The sequence below is a fragment of the Amycolatopsis melonis genome (assembly GCF_040064235.1).
GTDB lineage: Bacteria > Actinomycetota > Actinomycetes > Mycobacteriales > Pseudonocardiaceae > Amycolatopsis > Amycolatopsis melonis.
Window position 1 is genome coordinate 373,038 of sequence record NZ_JBDZYD010000002.1, and the last position, 22,631, is coordinate 395,668.

A 22,631-nucleotide genomic window follows, 5' to 3' on the forward strand; every position below is an offset into this window, starting at 1 on the left:
TAGGAAGAACCGGCAAAGGATTCATACCAAACCTTTGGGGCGACGGATGGCACGCAGGCGAGGCATGCTCACGCTCGACGAACTTCGCGCGCGCGTGGACGCGGGCACGATCGACACCGTGCTCGTCGCGATCACGGACATGCAGGGGCGCCTGCAGGGCAAGCGCTGCTCGGCGGAGTACTTCCTCGACGAGGTCGCCCGGCATGCCACCGAGGCCTGCAACTACCTCCTCGCCGTCGACGTCGACATGAACACCGTCGACGGCTACGCGCTCTCCTCGTGGGACAGCGGCTACGGCGACTTCGTGCTGCGCCCGGACTTCGAGACCCTGCGCGAGATCCCCTGGCACGAGGGCACCGCACTGGTGCTCGCCGACGTCGAGCGGGTGCAGGGCGGCCCGGTTTCCGTTTCGCCGCGCCAGATCCTGCGCCGTCAGCTGGACCGGCTGGCCGAGCGGGGGCTGGCCGCCTTCGTCGGGACCGAGCTGGAGTTCATCGTCTTCGACGACAGCTACGAAACCGCGTGGGACAAGCGTTACCACGGTCTCAAGCCCGCCAACCAGTACAATGTGGACTATTCGATGCTCGGCACCGCGCGGCTGGAACCGCTGCTGCGCCGCATCCGCAACGAGATGGCGGGCGCCGGGCTCTACCCCGAGTCCGCCAAGGGCGAGTGCAACCCCGGCCAGCAGGAGATCGCCTTCCGCTACACCGACGCGCTCGCCACCTGCGACAACCACAGCGTCTACAAGAACGGCGCCAAGGAGATCGCCGCGCAGGAGGGCAAGAGCCTCACCTTCATGGCGAAGTACAACGAGCGCGAGGGCAACTCCTGCCACATCCACATCAGCCTGCGCTCCACCGAGGGCCGCGCCGTCCTGGCCGGAGACGGCGAACACGGCTTCTCGAAGCTCATGGAGCACTTCCTCGCCGGCCAGCTCGCCGGGCTGCGGGAACTGACCTACTTCTTCGCCCCGAACGTCAACTCCTACAAGCGGTTCGTGCCCGGCAGCTTCGCGCCGACCGCGATCGCCTGGGGCACCGACAACCGGACCTGCGCGCTGCGCGTCGTCGGGCACGGCGAGTCGCTGCGGGTCGAGAACCGCGTGCCGGGCGGGGACGTCAACCCCTACCTCGCCGTCGCCGCGCTCATCGCCGCCGGGCTCCACGGCATCGAGAACGAGCTGGAGCTGGAAGAACCCTTCACCGGCAACGCCTACAACTCCGGCCGCGCCACCGTGCCGACGACCCTGCCCGAGGCCGCCGCGGCGCTGGCGGGCAGCGACCTGGCGCGCGCGGCCTTCGGCGACGACGTCGTCGGCCACTACCTCAACGCGGCGAAGATCGAGATCGACGCCTACAACGCCGCCGTCACCGACTGGGAGCTGATCCGTGGCTTCGAACGGCTCTGACGCCCGCCCGGTCATCGGCCTCACCACGTACCTGGAACCCGCGAAGTTCCTGGTCTGGGAGACCGAAGCCGTGCTGCTGCACCGGTTCTACGTCGACTGCGTCGTCGCGGCCGGGGGCGTCCCGGTGCTGCTGCCGCCGGTGTCCGACGCGTACGACCGGCTGGTGTCCACTGTGGACGGGCTGGTGCTCACCGGCGGCGCCGACGTCGAGCCCGCGCGCTACGGCCACGAGCCGCACCCGGCCACCTACACCCGGCCGGAGCGGGACGCCTTCGAGTTCGGCCTGTTCGGCGCCGCGCGCCGGGCGGGCAAGCCGGTGCTCGGCGTCTGCCGCGGCCTGCAGGTGATGAGCGTCGCCCTCGGCGGGACGCTGGCCCAGCACCTGCCCGAGACCACGGGGTCCACCGACCACCAGCCCGCCCCGGCGACCTTCGGCACCAGCACGATCTCGCTGAAGGACGGCAGCCGCGCCGCCGCGATCCTCGGGCCGGAGACCAAGGGACACTGCTACCACCACCAGGCGATCGACCGGCTCGGCACCGGCCTGGAAGCCGTCGGCTGGGCCGCCGACGGCACGGTCGAGGCCGCCGAGGTGCCCGGCGAGTTCGTCCTGGGCGTGCAGTGGCACCCCGAGCAGGACAGCACCGACGTCCGGCTGTTCCAAGCTCTCGTCGAAGCGAGCAAGGAGAACTAGATGACCACCTTCGACGTCCTCAACCCGGCCACCGAGGAGGTGGTGCGGTCGGTGACGCTGACGAGCGCGGAGGAGACCGACGCGGCCATCGCCCGCGCCCAGGCGGCGTTCCCCGCGTGGCGTGACGTCGCCCCCGGCGACCGGGCGCGGCTGCTGCGCCGCTTCGCCGACGCAGTCGAGGCCGACCTCGAGAACCTCGCGCGGCTGGAGGTCGAGAACTCCGGGCACACCATCGGCAACGCCCGCTGGGAGGCGGGCAACGTCCGCGACGTCCTCAACTACTACTCCGCCGCGCCGGAACGCCTGATCGGCAAGCAGATCCCGGTGCCGGGCGGCATCAACGTCACCTTCCAGGAACCCCTCGGCGTGGTCGGCGTGATCGTGCCGTGGAACTTCCCGATGCCGATCGCGGGCTGGGGTTTCGCGCCCGCGCTCGCCGCAGGCAACACCGTCGTCCTCAAGCCCGCCGAGCTGACGCCGCTGACCGCGCTGAGGCTGGCCGAGCTGGCCCGCGAGGCGGGCATCCCCGAGGACGTCTTCCAGGTGCTGCCCGGCAAGGGCTCGGTGGTGGGACAGCGGTTCGTGGATCACCCGGCCGTGCGCAAGGTCGTCTTCACCGGCTCCACCGAGGTCGGCAAGCAGATCATGGCGGGCTGCGCGGCCCAGGTGAAGCGCGTGACGCTGGAGCTGGGCGGCAAGAACGCCAACATCGTCTTCGCCGACGCCGACCTGGAGAAGGCCGCGGCGACCGCGCCCTACGGCGTCTTCGACAACGCCGGCCAGGACTGCTGCGCCCGGTCGCTGATCCTGGTGCAGGCGAGCGCGTACGACCGCTTCATGGAACTGCTCGAACCCGCGGTGCACGGCGTCGTCGTCGGCGACCCGGCCGACGAGAAGACCGAGATGGGCCCGCTGATCTCGGCCGCGCACCGGGAGAAGGTCGCCTCCTACGTGCCGGACGACGCCCCGGTCGCCTTCCGCGGCAGCGCGCCCGGAGGCCGCGGCTTCTGGTTCCCGCCGACCGTCCTCACCCCGCCGGACCTGCGGCACCCCGCCGCGGCGGAGGAGGTCTTCGGCCCGGTCGTCGCCGTCGTCCGGTTCGACGGGGAGGCCGACGCGATCCGGATGGCCAACGCCACCGAGTACGGCCTGTCCGGGTCGATCTGGACCCGCGACGCCGGCCGCGCGTTCCGGGTGGCGCGCGGCGTCGAATCGGGCAACCTCTCGGTGAACTCGCACTCGTCGGTGCGGTACTGGACGCCGTTCGGCGGCTTCAAGCAGTCCGGCCTCGGCCGCGAGCTGGGCCCCGACGCCGCGGCGGCGTTCACCGAAACCAAGAACGTCTTTCTGAGCACGGAGGAGTAATGGTCCAGCGTTTCGAAGGCCGCGTGGCGGTCATCACCGGCGGCGCGAGTGGCATCGGGCTCGCCTCGGCCCGCCGCCTGGCGAGCGAAGGCGCGAAGGTCGTCATCGCCGACGTCTCGCCGGTCGAGGGCAAGGCGGTCGCCGACGAGATCGGCGGCGCGTTCGTGCAGACCGACGTCACCGACGCCGAGCAGGTGGAGAACCTGTTCCACACCACGGTCGAGCAGTTCGGCGCGGTCGACGTCGCGTTCAACAACGCCGGCATCTCCCCGCCCGAGGACGACTCCATCCTCACCACCGGCATCGAGGCGTGGGAGAAGGTCCAGCGCGTCAACCTGACGTCGGTGTACCTGTGCTGCAAGGCCGTCCTGCCGCACATGCAGCGCCAGGGCCGCGGTTCGATCATCAACACCGCGTCGTTCGTGGCGGTGATGGGCGCGGCGACGTCGCAGATCTCCTACACCGCGTCCAAGGGCGGCGTGCTCGCCATGAGCCGCGAGCTGGGCGTGCAGTTCGCGCGGGAGAACATCCGCGTCAACGCGCTGTGCCCGGGCCCGGTGAACACCCCGCTGCTCAAGGAGCTGTTCGCCAAGGACCCGGAACGCGCGGCGCGGCGACTGGTGCACGTGCCGGTCGGCCGGTTCGCCGAGCCGGAGGAGATCGCGGCCGCGGTCGCCTTCCTGGCCAGCGACGACGCCAGCTTCATCACCGCGTCGCAGTTCCTCGTCGACGGCGGCATCTCCGGCGCGTACGTCACCCCGCTCTAACGCTTGACCTTCACGCCGTACACCTCCCGCAGGAACTTCCAGGCGGCGTTGAGCCGCTTGCGTTCCTCGGAGATCTCCCGCTCGCGGCGGCGCAGGATCCGGGTGGCGATCTCGGAGGCGAGGAAGGCGCCGGCGGCGAAGGTGACGGCGCCGACGATCAGGGTCAGTGCGACGACGGTGGTGGTCATGCCGACCAGCGTCGGGTGCGTGTGGGCGTTTCGTCCCTGCGCAAAGCTAGCGGGTTTCGTTAGCTTTGTGACGTGACGCACTGGCGCGCCGACGAGTGGGCGGAAGCGGTCCGGACCGGCATCCGCGCGCGTGGCCTGTCCCTGGACGAGGCCGCGCGCCGCATCGGCGTCCCGACGTCGACCCTGCGCAGCTGGATCGAGCACCGGCACGCGCCGAAGGTGACCGTCTTCGACCACTGGGCACAGCTGGCCGAGGTCACCGGCCTCGGCGAGGCGGAACTGCTGCGCGTCGCCGGGGTCCTGCCCGAAGCGCTGGCGTCGCCGGTGCACGTCGCGCAGGCGGCGAAGGCGCTGCGGGAGGGCATCGACCAGGCCGGGCAGTTCCTGCGGCAGGCGACCGCGCTGGTGTACTCGTCGCCGGGAACGCAGGTGGCGAACGCGATCGCGGCATCGCCGATCGACTGGGAGATGCGGATCCGCTCGGCCACCCGCGGCGACGAGGTCCGCGTCACCTACCACCACTACGTCGGGGTCGTCCCGCCGCGGGACTTCCCGTACACCGAGGACGAGGCCCGCCGGATCGTCGAGCACGACATCCTCGGCGAGCTGTGGCGGCCGCTGGGGCTGTACTGGCGGGTCGCGGAGGTCCACGACTGGCACGAGCCGCCCCGGCTGGTGATCCAGGTTCCCGAGCAGGAGGCGACCCGGCCGCCGGCGCCGTCCCCGGTCGTCGCCGCGCCGCCGGTGGTGGTGCTGTCGCCGATCTGGGGTTACGGCGAGCTGCTGGCATCGCTGGTCGCGGACGGCCTCGGGTTCGGCAACGTCGACTTCCGGTACTTCGGGCTCCCGGACGCGATGGCCGACCGGGTCCGGATCACCGCGCGGGAACTGGCCGAGCCGGCACCGCGGCTGGTGCACTCGGTGCCGCCGATCATGCTGCTGCACGGCCTGGCGGTCCCGGACCTGACCGGACGCCTCCCGGTCGTGGTCCGCTACGGCCCCCGCATGCGCGCCCGCGCGGCCCGTATCTACCGGTCGGCACTGCTCGAAGCGGGATTCGACGACCCGCTCGACGGGGCGAAAGCGATCGAGGAGGCGGTGTCGGTCCCGCCGGGCTGCGCGTATTTCGAGGTGACGCTGGCCGACGAGGACGTCTTCGACGGCGACCGGCCGTCCCTGGACCGGCTCAACGACGCGGTGGCCTGGCACGCCGAGCACATCGTCGAGCAGGTCCTGCTGGGCGCGGGCCTCCCGCCGGTGCCGCTGGGCGGCCCGCTCAAACGCCTGGTCCTGCCCTCGGGCCGGGTCCGTCGTCCGCCCCCGCTGGCCGGTGGGGTGGTCCGCCGGGTCGCCGGGACGTCTTGAATGACTCATTCAGGACCTCCGACGTCCTGAATGAGTCATTCAAGACACCGAGCTGAGCCACCGCCGACCGCACCGGGCCTGCGCTCCGCCAGCCGGCAGCAGGTCGGGGCACGTACCCGGACGGTCGGCTCGCGTACCTGGAGGGTCGGACGGTGAGCCGACCCTCCAGGTACGCGGACCGACCCTCGGGGTACGCGAGTTCGCGGGTCGAGGCGCGGTCGAGGATCACTGTGGCGTTGGCCGGGTGATGTAGACGGCCTCGGGAAGCGCCGGGTACCGTAACCGCCACAACTGCAGATCGGGCCGTTGAGCCGAGGCGGGAGAGCCCCCACGAAACCGGTGGGGCACCGAAGGAGCAAACTCCCCGGAATCTCTCAGGTACCTGCTACCGCTTCGTGCGAGGCCACTCTGGAAAGCAGGCGCACCCGCGCCTCACCCAAGGTGAAAGCCGTGCCGCGCGCGGTGAAACTCTCAGGTGCCATGACAGAGGGGGAGTTCCAGCGCACCGCTGTGTGCCCGGCCCGAGGAGCTCCCGATCACTTCGACGCAGTTCGACGCCCGCCACATCGGCCCGTCCGAGGCCGAACGCGCCAAGATGCTCGCCGAGTGCGGCTACGGCTCGCTCGACGCCCTCGTCGGCGCCGCCGTCCCGAGTGCCATCCGCGCCACCCGTGACCTGCGGCTTCCGCCTGCCGCGTCCGAAGAGGACGCCACCGCCGAGCTGCGTGCCCTCGCCGCGCGCAACCGGCCGATGACGCAGATGATCGGGCTCGGCTACTCCGACACCGTCACCCCCGGCGTCATCCGCCGCAACGTCCTCGAGAACCCCGCCTGGTACACCGCGTACACGCCGTATCAGCCCGAGATCTCCCAAGGCCGTCTCGAAGCCCTCCTCAACTTCCAGACGATGGTCGCCGACCTCACCGGCCTGGCCACCGCGAACGCCTCGCTGCTCGACGAGTCGACCGCCGTCGCCGAGGCCGTCACGCTGATGCGCCGCGTGTCCAAGGCCAAGTCGAACAAGGTCGTCCTCGACGCCGAGTGCCTGCCGCAGACCATCGCCGTCGTGCGCACCCGGGTGGAGGCCCTGGGCATCGAGGTCGAGGTCCGCGACCTGCTCACCGGGCTGCCCGACGAGTTCTTCGGCGTCGTCGTCCAGTACCCCGGCGCGTCCGGAGTGCTGCGCGGCCGCGGCTTCTACCAGGCGATTTCCGAGTCGGCGAAGGCCGCGGGCGCGCTCTACACCGTCGCCGCGGACCTGCTCGCCCTGACGCTGGTCACCGCGCCCGGCGAGTTCGGCGCCGACGTCGCCGCGGGCTCGACCCAGCGCTTCGGCGTCCCGCTCGGCTACGGCGGCCCGCACGCCGGGTACATGGCCGTCCGCTCCGGCCTCGAACGCTCGCTGCCCGGGCGCCTGGTCGGCGTCTCGGTCGACGCCGACGGCAATCCCGCCTACCGCCTCGCCCTCCAGACGCGGGAGCAGCACATCCGCCGCGAGAAGGCGACGTCGAACATCTGCACCGCGCAGGTCCTCCCGGCCGTGCTCGCCGCGATGTACGCGGTCTACCACGGTCCCGAAGGCCTCAAGGCGATCGCCCGGCGCGTCCACGGCCTGGCCGCGGGCTTCGCCGAAGCACTGCGCCGGACCGGCATCGACGTCGTGCACGAGTCCTTCTTCGACACCGTCGTCGCGCACGTGCCCGGCCAGGCCGCCGAGGTCCACGCGGCCGCCCGCGCGGCCGGGATCAACCTCGGCCACGTCGACGCCGACCACGTCCGCGTCGCCTTCGACGAGGTCAGCACGCCCGCGATCGCCGCGAAGGTGCTCAAGGCGTTCGGGAGCGAAGAAAGCCTGGACGACGGCGTCGCGCTGCCGACCGGCCTGGCCCGCGAGACCGGCTTCATGGACCACGAGGTCTTCGGCACCCACCGCTCCGAGACGGCGATGCTGCGCTACCTGCGCCGCCTCTCCGACCAGGACTACGCGCTCGACCGCGGCATGATCCCGCTCGGCTCCTGCACGATGAAGCTCAACGCCACCACCGAGATGGAGCCGATCAGCTGGCGCGAGTTCGCCGGCATCCACCCGTTCGCCCCGGCCGAGGACGCCGAGGGCTACCACGTCCTGGTCGCGCAGCTCGCGGAGTGGCTGGCCGAGGTGACCGGCTACGACAAGGTGTCGCTGCAGCCGAACGCGGGCAGCCAGGGCGAGCTGGCCGGCCTGCTCGCGATCCGCGCCTACCACCGCGCCAACGGCGACGAGGCACGGGACGTCTGCCTGATCCCGTCGTCCGCGCACGGCACCAACGCCGCCTCCGCCGTTCTCGCCGGGATGCGCGTGGTCGTCGTCAAGTGCACCGACGAGGGCAACGTCGACCTCGACGACCTGAAGTCCAAGGTGGACGCCCACCGCGACACCCTCGCCGCGATCATGGTCACCTACCCGTCCACGCACGGCGTGTACGAGCACGACATCGACACCCTCGCCAAGATCGTCCACGACGGCGGCGGCCAGGTCTACGTCGACGGCGCGAACCTCAACGCCCTGCTGGGCCTGGCCAAGCCGGGCGAGTTCGGCGGCGACGTCTCGCACCTGAACCTGCACAAGACGTTCTGCATCCCGCACGGCGGTGGCGGCCCCGGCGTCGGCCCGGTCGCGGTGCGCGCGCACCTCGCGCCGTACCTGCCGAACCACCCGCTGCTCGACGCGGCGGGCCCGGAAACCGGCGTCGGCCCGATCAGCGGCGCGCCGTACGGCTCGGCGTCGATCCTGCCGATTTCGTGGGCCTACGTCCGGATGATGGGCGCGCCCGGCCTGACCGCGGCCACGAAGGTCGCCGTGCTGGCCGCGAACTACGTGGCTTCGCGCCTGGCGCCGCACTACCCGGTGCTCTACACCGGCCAGGACGGCCTGGTCGCCCACGAGTGCATCCTCGACCTGCGGCAGATCACCAAGGAGACCGGCGTGACGGTCGACGACGTCGCCAAGCGGCTCATCGACTACGGCTTCCACGCGCCGACGATGTCGTTTCCGGTCGCGGGCACGCTGATGGTCGAGCCGACCGAGTCCGAGGACCTGGGCGAGATCGACCGGTTCTGCGACGCGATGATCGCCATCCGCGCCGAGATCGACGAGGTGGCGAACGGCAGGTGGACCGCCGAGGAGTCGCCGCTGCGTGGTGCCCCGCACACCGCCGAGACGCTGGTCGGGGCGTGGGACAAGCCCTACGACCGCGAGCTGGCCGTGTACCCGTCGGGTGTTTCGCGGAAGAACAAGTACTGGCCGCCGGTGCGTCGCATCGACGGCGCCCGCGGCGACCGTAACCTCGTGTGCTCCTGCCCGCCCCTCAACGCTTACGAAGGCTGACAGTGTCCAAAGAGACCTCCCTGCACGGAGTCCACAAGGGACTCGGTGCGCTGTTCACCGACTTCGCCGGCTGGTCGATGCCGGTGCGCTACGCCAGCGAGCTGGCCGAGCACCGGGCCGTCCGCGAGGCGGCCGGGCTGTTCGACCTGTCGCACATGGCCGAGATCCACGTCACCGGCAAGCAGGCGGCGGACGTCCTCGACTACGCGCTGGTCGGCAACCTCTCCGGGGTCAAGCCGGGCCGCGCGCGGTACACGATGATCTGCAACGCCGACGGCGGCGTGCTGGACGACCTGGTCGTCTACCGGCTGGCCGACGAGCACTACCTGGTCGTGGCGAACGCCGGCAACGCCCAGGTCGTCGCCGACGCGCTGGCCGAGCGGGTCGCGGGCTTCGACGCGGTGGTCGAGGACCGGTCCGAGACGACCGCGCTGATCGCCGTCCAGGGCCCGAACGCCGCGGCGATCCTCGGCGCCGTGACCGACGCCGACCTCGGCGCGCTGAAGTACTACGCCAGCGTCCCGGCCTCGGTGAAGGGCCACGACATCCTGCTCGCCCGCACCGGCTACACCGGCGAGGACGGCTTCGAGCTGTTCGTCGACGCCGGCGAGGCGCCCGCGCTGTGGCGCCTGCTGCTGGAGGCCGGCGAGCCGCACGGCCTGGTCCCGGCGGGCCTGGCCTGCCGCGACACCCTGCGCCTGGAAGCCGGGATGCCGCTGTACGGCAACGAACTCACCGTCGAGCAGAGCCCGTTCGAGGCCGGGCTCGGGCGCGTGGTCAAGTTCGAGAAGCCGGGCGACTTCGTCGGCCGCGCGGCGCTGGAGGAACTGGCCAAGGCCGACGTCCCGCGCGTGCGGGTCGGGCTGCGCGGAACCGGCCGCCGGGCCCCGCGGCACGGCTACAAGCTCCTGGCCGGGGACACCGAGATCGGGGAGGTGACCAGCGGCGCGCTGTCGCCGACGCTGGGCTACCCGATCGCCATGGCGTACGTCGATCGGGCGTACGCCGAGCCCGGCACCGAGCTGTCCGTCGACATCCGGGGCAGGATCGAGCCCGTCGAGGTCGTCGCCCTTCCCTTCTACTCCCGCGCGTGAGGACTTTCCTGTGAGCATCCCCGAGAACCTGCAGTACACCAAGGAACACGAGTGGCTGAAGGTCGACGACGGCGTCGCCACCGTCGGCATCACCGCCTTCGCCGCCGAATCCCTCGGTGACATCGTGTTCGTCCAGCTGCCCGACGTCGGCGCCACCGTCACCGCGGGCGAGGTGTTCGGCGAGGTCGAATCGACCAAGTCGGTCAGCGAGCTGTACGCGCCGGTCTCCGGCGAGGTCGTCGAGGTGAACGGCACCACATCGGACACCCCCGAGGTCATCAACTCCGACCCGTACACGGAAGGCTGGCTGCTGAAGGTGCGTCTGTCCGGGGACGTGCCGGACCTGCTCGACGCCGCCGCGTACGCCGCGCACACCCAGGAGAACTGATGCCGACTTTCGACGCCCACCTCGCCGACGTCGACCCCGAGGTCGCCGCGGCCGTCGCGGACGAGCTGCACCGCCAGCAGTCCACCCTGGAGATGATCGCCTCCGAGAACTTCGCGCCGGTGGGCGTGCTGGAGGCGCAGGGCTCGGTGCTGACCAACAAGTACGCGGAGGGCTACCCGGGCCGGCGCTACTACGGCGGCTGCGAGCACGTCGACGTCGTCGAGCAGCTCGCCATCGACCGCGCGAAGGCCCTGTTCGGCGCCGAGCACGCCAACGTCCAGCCGCACTCGGGCGCGCAGGCCAACGCGGCCGCGATGTTCGCCGTGCTCAAGCCGGGTGACACGATCCTCGGCCTCGACCTGGCGCACGGCGGCCACCTGACGCACGGGATGAAGATCAACTTCTCGGGCAAGCTCTACAACGTCGTCGCCTACCATGTCGACAAGGAGACCGGCATCGTCGACCTGGCCGAGATCGAGCGCCTGGCCGTCGAGCACCAGCCGAAGCTGATCATCGCGGGCTGGTCCGCCTACCCGCGTCAGCTCGACTTCGCCGAGTTCCGCCGCATCGCCGACCTCGTCGGTGCCCGCCTGATGGTCGACATGGCGCACTTCGCCGGGCTGGTCGCGGCCGGGCTGCACCCGTCGCCGGTGCCGCACGCCGACATCGTCACCACGACCACCCACAAGACCCTCGGCGGCCCGCGCGGCGGGCTCATCCTCTGCCGCGAGGAGCTGGCGAAGAAGATCAACTCGGCGGTGTTTCCCGGCCAGCAGGGCGGGCCGCTGGAGCACGTCATCGCGGCCAAGGCCGTCGCGCTGAAGATCGCCGCGAGCGAGGAGTTCAAGGAGCGCCAGCAGCGCACGCTCGAAGGCTCGCGCATCCTGGCTTCGCGGCTCTCGCAGGACGACTGCGCCGCGGCCGGTGTCCGCGTGCTGACCGGCGGCACCGACGTCCACCTGGTGCTCGTCGACCTCGTCCAGTCCACTCTGGACGGACAGCAGGCCGAGGACCGGCTGCACGAGGTCGGCATCACGGTCAACCGCAACGCCGTCCCGTTCGACCCGCGCCCGCCGATGGTCACCTCCGGCCTGCGGATCGGCACGCCGGCACTGGCCACCCGCGGCTTCCGGGCCGAGGACTTCGCCGAGGTCGCCGACATCATCGCCGAAGCGCTGAAGCCGGGCTTCGACGACGCGGTGCGCGCCAAGCTCCGCGACCGCGTCGAGACCCTCGCGGCGAAGCACCCGCTGTACGCGGACCTTTCGCGATGAGCGCGCAGCCCGAGGGCCGGAAGCTGTTGCGCCTGGAAGTGCGCAACAGTGAGACGCCGATCGAGAAGAAGCCGTCGTGGATCAAGACGCGGGTGCGGATGGGTCCGGAGTTCACCGAACTCAAGGGCCTGGTGCGGCGTGAGGGTTTGCACACGGTCTGTGAAGAGGCCGGGTGTCCCAACATTTACGAATGCTGGGAAGACCGGGAAGCGACGTTCCTGATCGGCGGGGATCAGTGCACCCGGCGGTGTGATTTCTGCCAGATCGATACCGGTAAGCCTGCCGCGTTGGATCGGACCGAGCCGCGCAAGGTCGCCGAGTCCGTGCAGGCCATGGGTTTGCGGTACTCCACGGTCACTGGTGTGGCGCGGGATGACCTGCCCGACGGTGGCGCGTGGTTGTATGCGGAGACGGTGCGGCAGATTCATGCGTTGAACCCCGGTACCGGCGTGGAATTGCTGATTCCGGATTTCAATGCGGATCCGGAGCAGCTGGCGGAGGTTTTCGGGTCGCGGCCGGAGGTTCTTGCGCACAACGTGGAGACAGTTCCGCGGATTTTCAAGCGTATTCGTCCGGGATTCCGGTACGCTCGGTCCCTGGAAGTGATCACGGCTGCGCGTGAGGCCGGTCTGGTGACGAAGTCCAATCTGATCCTCGGGATGGGGGAAACTCCGGACGAGGTGGCTCCGGCGATGCAGGACCTGGTCGACGCGGGGTGCGAGATCCTGACGATCACGCAGTACCTGCGTCCCTCGCCGCGGCATCATCCGGTGGACCGGTGGGTCAAGCCGGAGGAGTTCGTGGAGCACTCGCGCGCGGCCGAAGCCATGGGCTTCGCCGGGGTCATGGCCGGGCCGCTGGTGCGCTCGTCGTACCGCGCGGGACGGCTCTACGCCCAGACCAAGCGTTACCGTGGAGAAGAACTGCCGGAGAACCTGGCCCACCTCGCCGACCAGGGCCCGGCCGCGCAAGAGGCCAGCTCGCTGCTGGCCCGATAAGGAAGGGGCAGATCAATGGCGATCAGCGTCTTCGACCTGTTTTCCATCGGCATCGGCCCGTCGAGCTCCCACACCGTCGGGCCGATGCGGGCCGCACTGACCTTTGTGGACGGACTCGGCGCGGACCTCGCGGCGGTGTCCCGCGTCCAGGCGGAGCTGTTCGGCTCACTGGGCGCGACCGGCTTCGGCCACGGCAGCGACAAAGCCGTCCTGCTCGGGCTGTCCGGCGAGCGTCCCGAAGAGATCGACACCGACACGGTGCCCGGCAAGATCGCGGCGATCCGCGAGTCCGGGCGGCTGCGGCTCTGCGGCACGCACGAGGTCGCGTTCGACGAGGACAGCGACCTCACCATGCACCGCCGCAAGTCCCTGCCCGCCCACCCCAACGGCATGATCTTCCGCGCGTTCGGCGCGGCGGGCGAGCTGCTGCGCGAGCGCACGTACTACTCGGTGGGCGGCGGATTCGTCCGCGACGAGTCGTACGAGACCGACACGGTGTTCGTCGAGGACTCGACGCCGGTGCCGTACCCGTTCCGCACCGGCGCGGACCTCCTGGCGCACTGCACGTCGACCGGCCTGCCGATCAGCGAGATCATGCTGGCGAACGAGCTGTCCTGGCGCACCGCCGCCGAGGTGCGTTCCGGGCTGCTGGACATCTGGGCGGTCATGGCCGAGTGCGTCCGCAACGGCTGCACGCACGAGGGCGTCCTCCCGGGCGGCCTGAAGGTGCCGCGGCGGGCGAAAGCCCTGCACGAGAAGCTGCTGGCCGAGGACGGCGCCGACGACCCGCTGTACGCGATGGACTGGGTGAGCCTGTACGCGCTGGCGGTCAACGAGGAGAACGCGGCGGGCGGCCGGGTGGTGACGGCCCCGACCAACGGCGCGGCGGGCATCATCCCCGCGGTCCTGCACTACTACCAGCGGTTCGTCCGCCACTCCTCCGACGACGGCATCGTGACGTTCCTGCTGACCGCGGGCGCGATCGGCTCGATCCTCAAGCAGACGGGCTCGATCTCCGGCGCCGAGGTCGGCTGCCAGGGCGAGGTCGGCTCGGCCTCGGCGATGGCGGCGGCGGGCCTGACGGAGGTACTGGGCGGCACCCCGGCCCAGGTGGAGAACGCGGCGGAGATCGGCGTGGAACACCACCTGGGACTGACGTGCGACCCGGTGGGCGGCCTGGTCCAGATCCCGTGCATCGAGCGCAACGCGGTGGGAGCGTCGAAGGCGATCCACGCGGCCCGGATGGCGATGCGCGGCGACGGCAGTCACGTGGTGACCCTGGACAAGGCGATCAAGACGATGCGCGAGACGGGCGCGGACATGAGCGTGAAGTACAAGGAGACCGCCCGCGGCGGCCTGGCGGTGAACGTCATCGAGTGCTGACGGCGTCACTTTCCCGGGAAAGTGGCGCCTCCGGCTCCACCGCCAGGCGCAGGCCGACCTCCACCAGCGTCCAGCCGAGCTGCTGCTTGCGCGTTCCCGTGCGGCGACGTGGTGTCGCCCGGCCCGGCGGGCGGTTGCGTACGCCGTGGCGCAGCTCGGTCTCGCGTTCGTGGACCAGATCTTCGGCCATCAGGAAGTGCACCGGATCGCCCCCTGAGTCGATGTTCGGTGTCGGTGGTGCCATCGTTGCCGACCGCGCCCGTCCGGAGCCACCGGTTTTCCGCGCCGCGAACGCGCGGTGTCACCGACAGCGACGACCCCGCCGGTGCGCCTAAACTCGCGGGATGGATTCGACCTCGGTCGTGAATGCCGGTGAAGCGCTGTTCCGGCCGGTCCGCACCGGCAACGCCTTCGAGGAGACCGTCGAGCGGCTGCTGCAGGCGATCCGGCTCGGCGTCGTCGGCGCGGGGGAGCGGCTGCCGTCGGAACGGGAGCTGGCCGAACGGCTCGGCGTCAGCCGCGTCACGCTGCGCGAAGCCATCCGGGCGCTCTCCGACGCCGGCTACGTCGAGTCACGCCGAGGGCGGTACGGCGGCACGTTCGTGAACGAAAGCCTCCCCGGCCCGCCCGAACGGTCACCCAGCGGAAAGGTCGACGCGGTCGCGCTGGAGGACGCCCTCAGCCTCCGCTACGTCCTCGAAACCGGCGCCGCGGAGATGGCGGCCGCCCGCACGCTCAGCCCCGCCGACCGCCGCCACCTCACGGGCACGCTCGCCGAGGCCGCCGCCGCGGACCTCGCCGACTACCGCCGCAAGGATTCGCGGCTGCACCTGGCCATCGCCGAGGTGACCGCCTCCGGCTCCCTGACCACGGCAATGGCCGACGCCCGCACCCGCGTCAACCAGCTGCTCGACCGCATCCCGCTGCTCCCGCCCAACCTGGAGCACTCGAACGCCCAGCACGAGGCCATCGTCGACGCGATACTCGCAGGCGACGCCCCGGCGGCCCGCCGCGCGATGGCCGAGCACATCGAAGGGACGGCTTCGCTGCTGCGCGCCTTCCTGTCCTGACGGCCTTCGGGTGGCTCCTTCGACGACATGAATGAGTCATTCAGGACCTCCGAAGCCCTGAATGACTCATTCAAGACACGCGGGCCCGGCGCCGCCGTTGCCCGGCACCCGGATCCTGACAGGATTCGAACATTTCACCCACAACCTTCTCACCCGTCCGGCCGTCATCCCTTCGTGACCTTGGCGACGGAGGACCCCACCACCAAGCCGAAGACCCGATGGCGGCGCGTCCGGCGGATCGTGTCCTGGACACTGGGCGTGCTCATCGGTGTCCCGCTGATCGCCTTCTGGGTTGCCTACCTCGTGCTCGACGTCCGGAGCCCGCAGGAAGTCCTCGCCGGGCTCGACAAGACCGTCGTCCTGCAGTACTCGGACGGGTCCGAGCTGCTCAAGGTCGTTCCCGCCGACGGTGACCGGCTGTTCGTGCCCTACGCGCGCGTGCCCGCAAAGCTGCGGGACGCCATCATCGCCACCGAGGACCCCACCTTCTGGGACAACCAGGGCTTCGACCCGACCGGCATCGGCCGCGCCTTCCTCACCGGGGTCGGCGGCGGCTCCGGGATCACCCAGCAGTACATCAAGAAGTCCACCGGCGACGACGACGCCACCCTCGTCCGCAAGTTCGCCGAGCTCGTGCTCGCCACCAAGATCACCCAGGAGCAGAGCAAGGAGCAGATCTTCGAAAGCTACGTCAACATCATCTCCTTCGGCCGCGGCACGTTCGGGCCCGCCGCCGCGATGAACGCCTACTTCGGGCGGAAGCTCGACGACTCCATCACCTGGAGCGAAGCCGCCTTCCTCGCCGGGATGATCCAGTCGCCGTCGGTGCACGACCCGGCCGCCTCCGGCGACGCCCACGCCGCGCGGCGCTGGCAGTACGTGCGCGACAAGCTCGTCGGCCGCGGCTATGTCAGCGGCAGCGAACCGATGGCCTACCCCGGTGCCGAGATCCAGCCGCCGTCGGAGACGCGCGCCGGCCGGGTCACCTACGACGAGTTCCACGTCAAGCAGCAGGTCCTCGCCGAGCTCGAACGGGACGGCTTCCCGCTCGGCAGGCTCCAGCAGGGCAACATGACCGTCGAGACGACGCTGGACCGCGGCCTGCAGGAGGCCGCGAAGAAGACGTTGCAGGACAGGCTGAAGGGCGAGCCGCCGGAGTTCCGCGGTGCCGTCGTCGCCACCGACCCGAAGACCGGTGCCGTCCGCGTCTACCACGGCGGCAGCCAGGGCGTGCGCGACTACGCGGGCACTCCGCACGCGGCGGGCTCGGCGTTCCACCCGTTCACGCTCGCCGCGCTGCTGCGCGCCGGGTACGGCGTCGACCAGCCGATCCCGTCGCCGTCGAAAATCGAGTTCCTCGGCGAGAAGTTCCAGTACCCGGACGTCTGCGGCGCGAGATGCACCCCGCGCACGGCGATGGCGACGCACGCCCAGGGCCCGTTCGTCGCGCTGGCGAAGCAGCTCGGCCCGGAAGCGCTGAGCGACACCGCCCGCCAGGCGGGCATCCCGGACGCCGTCGATGGCGTGCCGACGATGCGCGAGAAGGACGGCTTCCTGATCGGGCCGGGCATCGCGATCGGCCGGTATCCCTTGCGGCCACTGGACATGGCGGGCGCGTACGCGACCTTCGCCGCGGACGGGCGTCGCACCACGCCGCACCTGGTCGCGAAGGTGCGCGACGAGAGCGGCGCGGTCATCTGGCAGCACCCGGACACGGCAACCCCGGCGTTCGGCGACGCGGGCCGCCGCATCGCCGCGGACGTCACGAGCACCCTGGCGACGGCCCTGCCCGGCGGCCGCCCGGCGGCGCTGCGCACCGGCGAAGCCGAGCACGGCAATAGCCCGGACAACCAGGACGCCTGGGCGGTCGGCTACACGGACCGGCTGGTGACGGCGGTCTGGATCGGCTCCGACGACGAGCGCCGCCTGAGGGACGCGACCGGCGCAAAGCTGACCGGCGACGTGATCCCGGCCGACGTCTGGCGCACGTTCATGGCCGCCGCACACCAGGGGTCGCTGGTGGACGGCGGCCTGCCGATGGCGCGGCCGCCGCGGTGAGGGGTCAGCGGACCAGGCCGAGCAGGAATCCGTCGTACCCCTTGGCACCCACGGTCTGGACGGCCGTGGCGTCCAGACGCGGCTCCTCGGCGAGGACGGCGAACATCTCCCGCGCGCCCTGGACATTCCGGTCGGTGCTGGTCGCGTCGGCCACCGCTCCCTGGCGGACGACGTTGTCGACCACGATCGTCGTGCCCGGGCGGGACAGGTCGATTGCCGCGCGGACGTAGTTGGCGAGGTTGGCCTTGTCGGCGTCGATGAAGACGAAGTCGAACGGCCCGCTCAGTGCCGGCAGCGTGTCCAGTGCGGCGCCGACCCGGATCTCGACGACGTCCTCGCCGAACCCGGCCCTGGCGAGGTTGGCCTTCGCGACCTCGGCGTGCTTGGGGTCGTATTCGCAGGTCACCAGCTTGCCGCCGGGCGGGAGCGCGCGGGCCAGCCAGATCGTGCTGTACCCGCCGAGCGTGCCGATCTCCAGGATGCTGCGCGCGCCGGCCATCCGGGCGAGCAGGTGCAGCAGCTTGCCCTGGTTGGGCGCGACGGCAATCGACGGCAGCCCGGCGGCGGCCGAGTCCGCGAGCGCGTCGTCGAGCACCGGGTCGGGGCTGAGCAGGGCACCGGTCAGGTAGTCGTCGACCGCGGCCCAGGTCTTCTCGGTCATGGCACCTCCGCGACCAATCTAGCGCCGATCACCGGCGGGGTCCGGCGCGGTGGGATCATGCTCACCGGCGGCGTTCGGCGGCGGGAAGCGAAGGTGGACATGGACGACTACCGCGTCGTCGCGGACGCCCTCGCCGCGGACATCGAGGCCGGGCGGCTGCGGCCCGGTGACCGGCTGCCGCCCCAGCGCCGGTTCGCGCGGCAGCGCGGCATCGCCAACTCCACCGCCGCCCGGGTCTACGGGGAACTCGTCCGGCGGGGCCTGGCCGTCGGGGAGGTCGGCCGCGGCACCTTCGTGCGGGCCGCGAAACCGCCGCCCGAACCCGCGCTCGCCGAACCCGGTGAGGCCCGCGTCGACCTCGAACTCAACTTCGCCGTCCTGCCCGGGCAGTCGGCGCTGCTGGCCAGGGCGCTCGAACCGCTGCTGCGCGCCGACGTCCTCACCGCCGCCCTGCACCCGATCGGGGCCGCGGGCACGCCGGCGGCGCGCGAGGCGGCGGCCGCGCTGCTCGCCCGGGGCGGCTGGCGGCCGGACCCCGCCACGATCCTGTTCACCGGCAACGGCAGGCAGGCCATCGCGGCCGCGATCGCCGCGTTCGTGCCGGTGGGTGAACGGCTCGCGGTCGAATCCCTGACCTACCCGGTGGTGAAGGCCCTCGCCACCCGGCTCGGCGTGGAACTGGTGCCGATCGAGACCGACGATTCCGGTCTGGTGCCGGACGCGCTCGCCGCGGCCGGGCCGGTCCGCGCGCTCTACGTCCAGCCGACCCTGCACAACCCGCTCGGCACGACCATGCCCGAACGCCGTCGCCGGGAACTGGCCGAAACCGTGTCCCGGCTGGACATCCCGGTGATCGAGGACGGCATCTACACGTTCCTGCGCGGCGACGTCCCGCCGTTCGCCGCGTTCGCGCCGGAGCGGACGGTGTTCGCCGACAGCCTGTCCAAGCGGGTCGCGCCCGGGCTGACCGCGGGTTTCCTGGTGCCGCCGCCGTCGTGGGCAGCGCGGCTGGCGTCGTCGGTCCGCTCGGGCGGCTGGGCCGCGTCGCGCTTCGCCGTCGAGGCCGCGACGCGGTGGATCGCGACGGGCACCCTCGCCGAGGTCGAAGCCGCGAAACGCCGTGACGCCGCCGCGCGTGCCGCGGTGGTCGAGGCGAAGCTGCCGGGGCTGCGCGGCGATGCCACGGCCTACCACCGCTGGTGGGAGCTGCCGCAGCAGTGGCGGGCGGAGACGTTCGTCGCGGCGGCGGCGCGGCACGGGATCGCGCTGTCCCCGGCGGCGGCGTTCGCGGTGCTGCCGGGCCACGCGCCGAACGCCGTCCGGCTCGCCGTGTCGGCCCCGCCGGTGGAAACGCTGTCCGCGGCTCTGGACGTCCTGGCCGGGCTCGCGGCAGGCAGCCCGGACGATCTCGTGCCCGGCTGACAGCGACTGACAGCTGCATGGCAGCGCTGTGTGCGCTCCGCACCAGCGCCGCCCGAGAACCTTCGAGCGTCACCAGCAATCGAAGGAGCACGGATGCACACCCCAGTCACGATCATCGGCGCCGGTCTCGGCGGGCTCGCCCTAGCCCGCGTGCTGCACGTCCACGGCATCCCGGTGGAGGTCCACGAGGCGGAGCCGTCGCCGATGGCCCGGCTGCAGGGCGGGATGCTCGACATCCACGACTACAACGGCCAGCTCGCGATCGAGGCCGCGGGCCTGACGGAACAGTTCCGCGGCCTGATCCTGGAAGGCCGTCAGGCCATGCGGGTCCTCGGCACGGACGGGACCGTCCTGTTCGAAAAGGACGACGACGGCACGGGCGGCCGTCCCGAGGTGCAGCGCGGCGAGCTGCGCCGGCTGCTGCTGGACTCCCTGCCGGACGGCACTGTCCACTGGGGACACAAGGTCACCGGCGCCCGCACGCTGGACGGCGGCAGGCACGAGGTGTCCTTCGCCGACGGCACCAGTGTCGTCACGAGCCTGCTGGTCGGCGCGGACGGCGCGTGGTCGAAGATCCGGCCGCTGCTCACCGCCGCCACGCCCGAGTACGCCGGCGAAGTCTTCGTCGAGACCTATCTGTACGACGCCGACACGAAACACCCCGCCACGGCGAAGGCGGTCGGCGGCGGCTCGCTGATGGTGCCCGCGGCGGGCAAGGGCATCTTCGCCCACCGGGAAAGCGGCGACACGCTGCACGCGTACGTCTCGTTCGTCCGGCAGCTGGAGTGGTTCGACACGATCGACTTCACCGACGCCGCCGAGGCGGCCGCGAAGATCGCGGCGGAGTTCGACGGCTGGGCACCGGAGATCACGGCGCTGATCACCGCGACCGACACCGCGCCCGTGCTGCGTCCCCACTACACGCTGCCGATCGGGCTGCGGTGGGCGCGGGTGCCGGGGGTGACCCTGCTCGGCGACGCGGCCCACCTGATGCCGGCCAACGGCGAAGGCGCCAACCTGGCCATGCTCGACGGTGCGGAACTCGGCCAGGCCCTCGCCGCCCACCCCGGCGACGTCGAAACGGCGCTGGCCGTCTACGAGGAGGCGATGTTCCCCCGCGCCGCGAAGGTGGGCGAGGAGGGGATGGTGGCGAGCAAGCTGCTCTCCGACGAGGAGAACGTCGTGCAGAACCTGATCGAGGTGTTCAGCACGCTCGGCGGCTCCTGAGTCAGGGCGCGTACTTGCCGACGAAGCTGCCGCAGGTCACCGTGCGGCCGGTGAGCCGGGCCTGGATGGCGGTCTCCAGGCCGAGGTAGGTGAACACCGGGGTGTCGGCCGGGACCTCGGCGGGCACCGGGCCGCCGGTGGCCAGCAGGCGGCTCGGCACCGTCTGGAACAGCACCAGGTAGCCGCCCGAGCGGTTGAGCGCGTCGGTCGTCGCCAGCATCCGCTCGGGCGCGTCGCCGACGATCTCCAGCGGCAGCGGCCACTCCAGCGGGAACGGGTTGCGCAGGCCGAACGCGGGATAGGCGAACGCGTTGTCGGGCAGGATCGCCGTCCGCGCCGCCGGGAAGCGGTCGAGGCAGTCGCGGATCTGCCGGACGTAGGCGTAGGTCGACGGGTTCGTGCGGATGCCGCTCATCGCGGGGCTGACGTCGCCGAGGTCCGCGGTCAGGCGGTCGTGCCCGAGGTCGAGGTAGGCCGCCTGGTCGTGGCGGGCGACGACCACCCAGCCGCACACCGCGACCGCCGTCAGCCCGGCCGTCGCGGTCACCCAGCGGCGCGCCAGCCGGGGCCGCGGCGGCACGATGTGGCTCAGCAGCAGCAACACCGTCAGCGCGAGCGTGCCGGTGAGCAGCGTCGGCGTGTCGTTGCCCCACGACAGGCTGGTCATGAACCCGGTGGCCAGCACCAGGAGCCCGGCCCACGGCACCTTGCGCCGGACGGCCGCGTTCACCGGCACGCTCACCGCGACGATCCACCACAGGACGTCCGCCCAGCGCGAGGAGCCGGTGAACCGGCCGTCGACCACGGTCCAGACCACCGCGGCCGCGCCGGCGAGCACCAGCACCCACGACGCGGCGCGCCCGGCCGCGCCGAGCCGGTCGCCGGGCAGCCGGACGGCCAGCAGCACCACGGCGATGGCGGCGAAGAAACTCAGCTCGCGCACCGGGGCGCGGGTGAGCACCTCCGGGTCGTCCAGCCACAGCCCGAGCAGCCGCTGGCCGTAGGCGGGGACGCCGCCGGTGAGCTGCTCGACCATCTCGGTGAACCCGCCGCCGAGGCTCACCCACGTCACGTACGCCAGCCCGGGCGCGCCGAGCGCGAGGAGGTCGAGCACCAGCCGCAGCGCGCGCCGCGTGCCCGCCCGTGTCGCCGGGTGCAGCGCCAGCCACAGCACGGCGATCACCGCGGCCAGCGCGAAGCTCTGCTTGACGAACACGGCGCAGCCGAGCAGCACCAGCCCGCCGCGGCGGGCGAGGGCGTTGTTCCCGGTCAGGCCCGCGTCCAGCGCCCAGGCACCGCACGCGGTGAGCGCGATGCCGTCGACGGTGTGCCAGGCCATCAGCGGGAAGGCGTTGAGGTTGATCAGCGACGCCGCCGCGACCATCGCCGTCATGCCCGGGCCCCAGTCCAGCACCCGCCGCCGCGTCACCAGCGTCGCGAACGCGATGGTGGCGACGATGATCTCGATCATGGACAGGAAGCTCGACCCGAAGAACAACGGCATCGGCAGCGCGTAGTCGAGGACGTGCAGCACGGCCGAACCGAGCGGGCGCGCGGAGATGATGTCGGCGTGCGGCACTTCGCCGTGCAGGACGCGCCAGGCCTGGGCGAGGATGAAACCCTGGTCGGAGGGGTGGAAGCCGAAGCGGCCGACCCGCAGTTCGGTGGCCAGCGCGAGCAGCAGGACCCAGGTGGCGTGCACGCTCCAGCGCCGCCACGGGCGGGACGTCCGCTGCGGGGCGGGTGCCGGGGCATCGGCGTGCGCAGGACTCGCCACGTCCACGCCCGCCCGCCTTCCGCTCCCGATCACACCCGGAAGCGATGGTAGCGGCCGGACCGGCGTCCGGCATGAACGCCACCACCTGGCATCCGCGATACCGGAGGGCCGTGAATGGCCCC

General features: G+C 71.7%; 19 protein-coding genes and 1 riboswitch. Of the genes, 15 read left to right on the forward strand and 4 right to left on the reverse strand.

Annotated features, from left to right (window positions below; genetic code table 11):
• Positions 1–46: 46 nt before the first annotated feature.
• The 4 genes from ABJI51_RS06220 to ABJI51_RS06235 are packed head-to-tail and all read left to right on the forward strand — an operon-like array spanning position 47 to position 4,237.
• Entirely contained in the window at positions 47–1,411 is a 1,365-nt protein-coding gene (locus ABJI51_RS06220; RefSeq protein WP_348948158.1) for a glutamine synthetase family protein, read from the forward strand.
• Positions 1,392–2,105 carry a gamma-glutamyl-gamma-aminobutyrate hydrolase family protein gene (locus ABJI51_RS06225; protein WP_348948160.1) on the forward strand — a complete coding sequence of 238 codons (714 nt, stop codon included), beginning with the start codon at positions 1,392–1,394 and terminating at the stop codon, positions 2,103–2,105. The genes ABJI51_RS06220 and ABJI51_RS06225 overlap by 20 nt, the downstream gene beginning before the upstream one ends.
• On the forward strand, positions 2,106–3,470 hold the full coding sequence (locus ABJI51_RS06230) for an aldehyde dehydrogenase family protein (protein WP_348948162.1): 1,365 nt from the start codon (positions 2,106–2,108) through the stop codon (positions 3,468–3,470).
• Positions 3,470–4,237, forward strand: coding sequence for a 3-oxoacyl-ACP reductase (locus ABJI51_RS06235; RefSeq protein WP_348948164.1), 768 nt, complete (start codon positions 3,470–3,472; stop codon positions 4,235–4,237). The genes ABJI51_RS06230 and ABJI51_RS06235 overlap by 1 nt, the downstream gene beginning before the upstream one ends.
• Here ABJI51_RS06235 and ABJI51_RS06240 read toward each other — a convergent pair.
• The gene (locus tag ABJI51_RS06240; protein ID WP_348948166.1) at positions 4,234–4,425 is read right to left on the reverse strand and encodes a hypothetical protein; all 192 of its coding nucleotides are present in this window, start codon (positions 4,423–4,425) and stop codon (positions 4,234–4,236) included. The genes ABJI51_RS06235 and ABJI51_RS06240 overlap by 4 nt on opposite strands.
• A 72-nt stretch (positions 4,426–4,497) precedes the next feature.
• Between ABJI51_RS06240 and ABJI51_RS06245 the strand changes: the two genes are divergently transcribed.
• The 7 genes from ABJI51_RS06245 to ABJI51_RS06275 all read left to right on the forward strand — a co-directional run bounded on the left by ABJI51_RS06245 (position 4,498) and on the right by ABJI51_RS06275 (position 14,294).
• A complete protein-coding gene (locus tag ABJI51_RS06245; protein WP_348948168.1) occupies positions 4,498–5,790 on the forward strand; it encodes a helix-turn-helix domain-containing protein in 1,293 nt (430 codons plus the stop codon).
• Positions 5,791–6,097: 307 nt separating this feature from the next.
• Positions 6,098–6,191, forward strand: a riboswitch (glycine riboswitch).
• Positions 6,192–6,325: 134 nt separating this feature from the next.
• The gene (gcvP, locus tag ABJI51_RS06250; protein ID WP_348948700.1) at positions 6,326–9,157 is read left to right on the forward strand and encodes an aminomethyl-transferring glycine dehydrogenase; all 2,832 of its coding nucleotides are present in this window, start codon (positions 6,326–6,328) and stop codon (positions 9,155–9,157) included.
• 2 nt (positions 9,158–9,159) lie between these two features.
• On the forward strand, positions 9,160–10,251 hold the full coding sequence (gcvT, locus tag ABJI51_RS06255; RefSeq protein ID WP_348948169.1) for a glycine cleavage system aminomethyltransferase GcvT: 1,092 nt from the start codon (positions 9,160–9,162) through the stop codon (positions 10,249–10,251).
• A gap of 10 nt (positions 10,252–10,261) precedes the next feature.
• On the forward strand, positions 10,262–10,639 hold the full coding sequence (gene gcvH / locus ABJI51_RS06260) for a glycine cleavage system protein GcvH (protein WP_348948171.1): 378 nt from the start codon (positions 10,262–10,264) through the stop codon (positions 10,637–10,639).
• The gene (gene glyA / locus ABJI51_RS06265) at positions 10,639–11,913 is read left to right on the forward strand and encodes a serine hydroxymethyltransferase (protein WP_348948173.1); all 1,275 of its coding nucleotides are present in this window, start codon (positions 10,639–10,641) and stop codon (positions 11,911–11,913) included. Before gcvH ends, glyA begins: the two co-directional genes overlap by 1 nt.
• Positions 11,910–12,911 carry a lipoyl synthase gene (gene lipA / locus ABJI51_RS06270; RefSeq protein ID WP_348948175.1) on the forward strand — a complete coding sequence of 334 codons (1,002 nt, stop codon included), beginning with the start codon at positions 11,910–11,912 and terminating at the stop codon, positions 12,909–12,911. Before glyA ends, lipA begins: the two co-directional genes overlap by 4 nt.
• A gap of 15 nt (positions 12,912–12,926) precedes the next feature.
• Positions 12,927–14,294, forward strand: a complete 1,368-nt coding sequence (locus ABJI51_RS06275) for an L-serine ammonia-lyase (protein WP_348948177.1) — start codon at positions 12,927–12,929, stop codon at positions 14,292–14,294.
• On the opposite strand, the gene ABJI51_RS06280 is transcribed toward ABJI51_RS06275, so the two are convergent.
• On the reverse strand, positions 14,281–14,538 hold the full coding sequence (locus ABJI51_RS06280; protein ID WP_348948179.1) for a hypothetical protein: 258 nt from the start codon (positions 14,536–14,538) through the stop codon (positions 14,281–14,283). The genes ABJI51_RS06275 and ABJI51_RS06280 overlap by 14 nt on opposite strands.
• A gap of 100 nt (positions 14,539–14,638) precedes the next feature.
• Between ABJI51_RS06280 and ABJI51_RS06285 the strand changes: the two genes are divergently transcribed.
• Both ABJI51_RS06285 and ABJI51_RS06290 read left to right on the forward strand, forming a co-directional pair.
• The gene (locus ABJI51_RS06285) at positions 14,639–15,364 is read left to right on the forward strand and encodes a FadR/GntR family transcriptional regulator (protein ID WP_348948181.1); all 726 of its coding nucleotides are present in this window, start codon (positions 14,639–14,641) and stop codon (positions 15,362–15,364) included.
• 174 nt (positions 15,365–15,538) lie between these two features.
• A complete protein-coding gene (locus ABJI51_RS06290; protein ID WP_348948183.1) occupies positions 15,539–17,422 on the forward strand; it encodes a transglycosylase domain-containing protein in 1,884 nt (627 codons plus the stop codon).
• A gap of 4 nt (positions 17,423–17,426) precedes the next feature.
• Here the strand turns inward: ABJI51_RS06290 and ABJI51_RS06295 are convergent, their stop codons facing one another.
• Positions 17,427–18,083 (reverse strand): O-methyltransferase, encoded by a 657-nt coding sequence (locus tag ABJI51_RS06295; RefSeq protein ID WP_348948185.1) that lies wholly within the window; start codon positions 18,081–18,083, stop codon positions 17,427–17,429.
• A 99-nt stretch (positions 18,084–18,182) separates the two neighbouring features.
• Here ABJI51_RS06295 and ABJI51_RS06300 point away from each other — a divergent pair, with 99 nt between their 5' ends.
• Together ABJI51_RS06300 and ABJI51_RS06305 are read left to right on the forward strand one after the other, a co-directional pair.
• On the forward strand, positions 18,183–19,505 hold the full coding sequence (locus ABJI51_RS06300) for an aminotransferase-like domain-containing protein (RefSeq protein ID WP_348948702.1): 1,323 nt from the start codon (positions 18,183–18,185) through the stop codon (positions 19,503–19,505).
• 93 nt (positions 19,506–19,598) lie between these two features.
• Positions 19,599–20,732, forward strand: coding sequence for an FAD-dependent oxidoreductase (locus ABJI51_RS06305; RefSeq protein ID WP_348948187.1), 1,134 nt, complete (start codon positions 19,599–19,601; stop codon positions 20,730–20,732).
• A 1-nt stretch (position 20,733) separates the two neighbouring features.
• Here the strand turns inward: ABJI51_RS06305 and ABJI51_RS06310 are convergent, their stop codons facing one another.
• Positions 20,734–22,515 (reverse strand): hypothetical protein, encoded by a 1,782-nt coding sequence (locus tag ABJI51_RS06310; protein ID WP_348948189.1) that lies wholly within the window; start codon positions 22,513–22,515, stop codon positions 20,734–20,736.
• Positions 22,516–22,631 lie beyond the last annotated feature (116 nt).

What these genes read in the sequence shown, in the direction of transcription:
- lipA (WP_348948175.1), top strand. Translation starts at nt 11,910, where the DNA reads ATGAGCGCGCAGCCCGAGGGCCGGAAGCTGTTGCGCCTGGAAGTGCGC.
- glyA (WP_348948173.1), top strand. Translation starts at nt 10,639, where the DNA reads ATGCCGACTTTCGACGCCCACCTCGCCGACGTCGACCCCGAGGTCGCC.
- ABJI51_RS06305 (WP_348948187.1), top strand. Translation starts at nt 19,599, where the DNA reads ATGCACACCCCAGTCACGATCATCGGCGCCGGTCTCGGCGGGCTCGCC.
- ABJI51_RS06230 (WP_348948162.1), top strand. Translation starts at nt 2,106, where the DNA reads ATGACCACCTTCGACGTCCTCAACCCGGCCACCGAGGAGGTGGTGCGG.
- ABJI51_RS06275 (WP_348948177.1), top strand. Translation starts at nt 12,927, where the DNA reads ATGGCGATCAGCGTCTTCGACCTGTTTTCCATCGGCATCGGCCCGTCG.
- ABJI51_RS06220 (WP_348948158.1), top strand. Translation starts at nt 47, where the DNA reads ATGGCACGCAGGCGAGGCATGCTCACGCTCGACGAACTTCGCGCGCGC.
- ABJI51_RS06235 (WP_348948164.1), top strand. Translation starts at nt 3,470, where the DNA reads ATGGTCCAGCGTTTCGAAGGCCGCGTGGCGGTCATCACCGGCGGCGCG.
- ABJI51_RS06300 (WP_348948702.1), top strand. Translation starts at nt 18,183, where the DNA reads ATGGACGACTACCGCGTCGTCGCGGACGCCCTCGCCGCGGACATCGAG.
- ABJI51_RS06240 (WP_348948166.1), bottom strand. Translation starts at nt 4,425, where the DNA reads ATGACCACCACCGTCGTCGCACTGACCCTGATCGTCGGCGCCGTCACC.
- ABJI51_RS06295 (WP_348948185.1), bottom strand. Translation starts at nt 18,083, where the DNA reads ATGACCGAGAAGACCTGGGCCGCGGTCGACGACTACCTGACCGGTGCC.
- ABJI51_RS06280 (WP_348948179.1), bottom strand. Translation starts at nt 14,538, where the DNA reads ATGGCACCACCGACACCGAACATCGACTCAGGGGGCGATCCGGTGCAC.
- ABJI51_RS06285 (WP_348948181.1), top strand. Translation starts at nt 14,639, where the DNA reads ATGGATTCGACCTCGGTCGTGAATGCCGGTGAAGCGCTGTTCCGGCCG.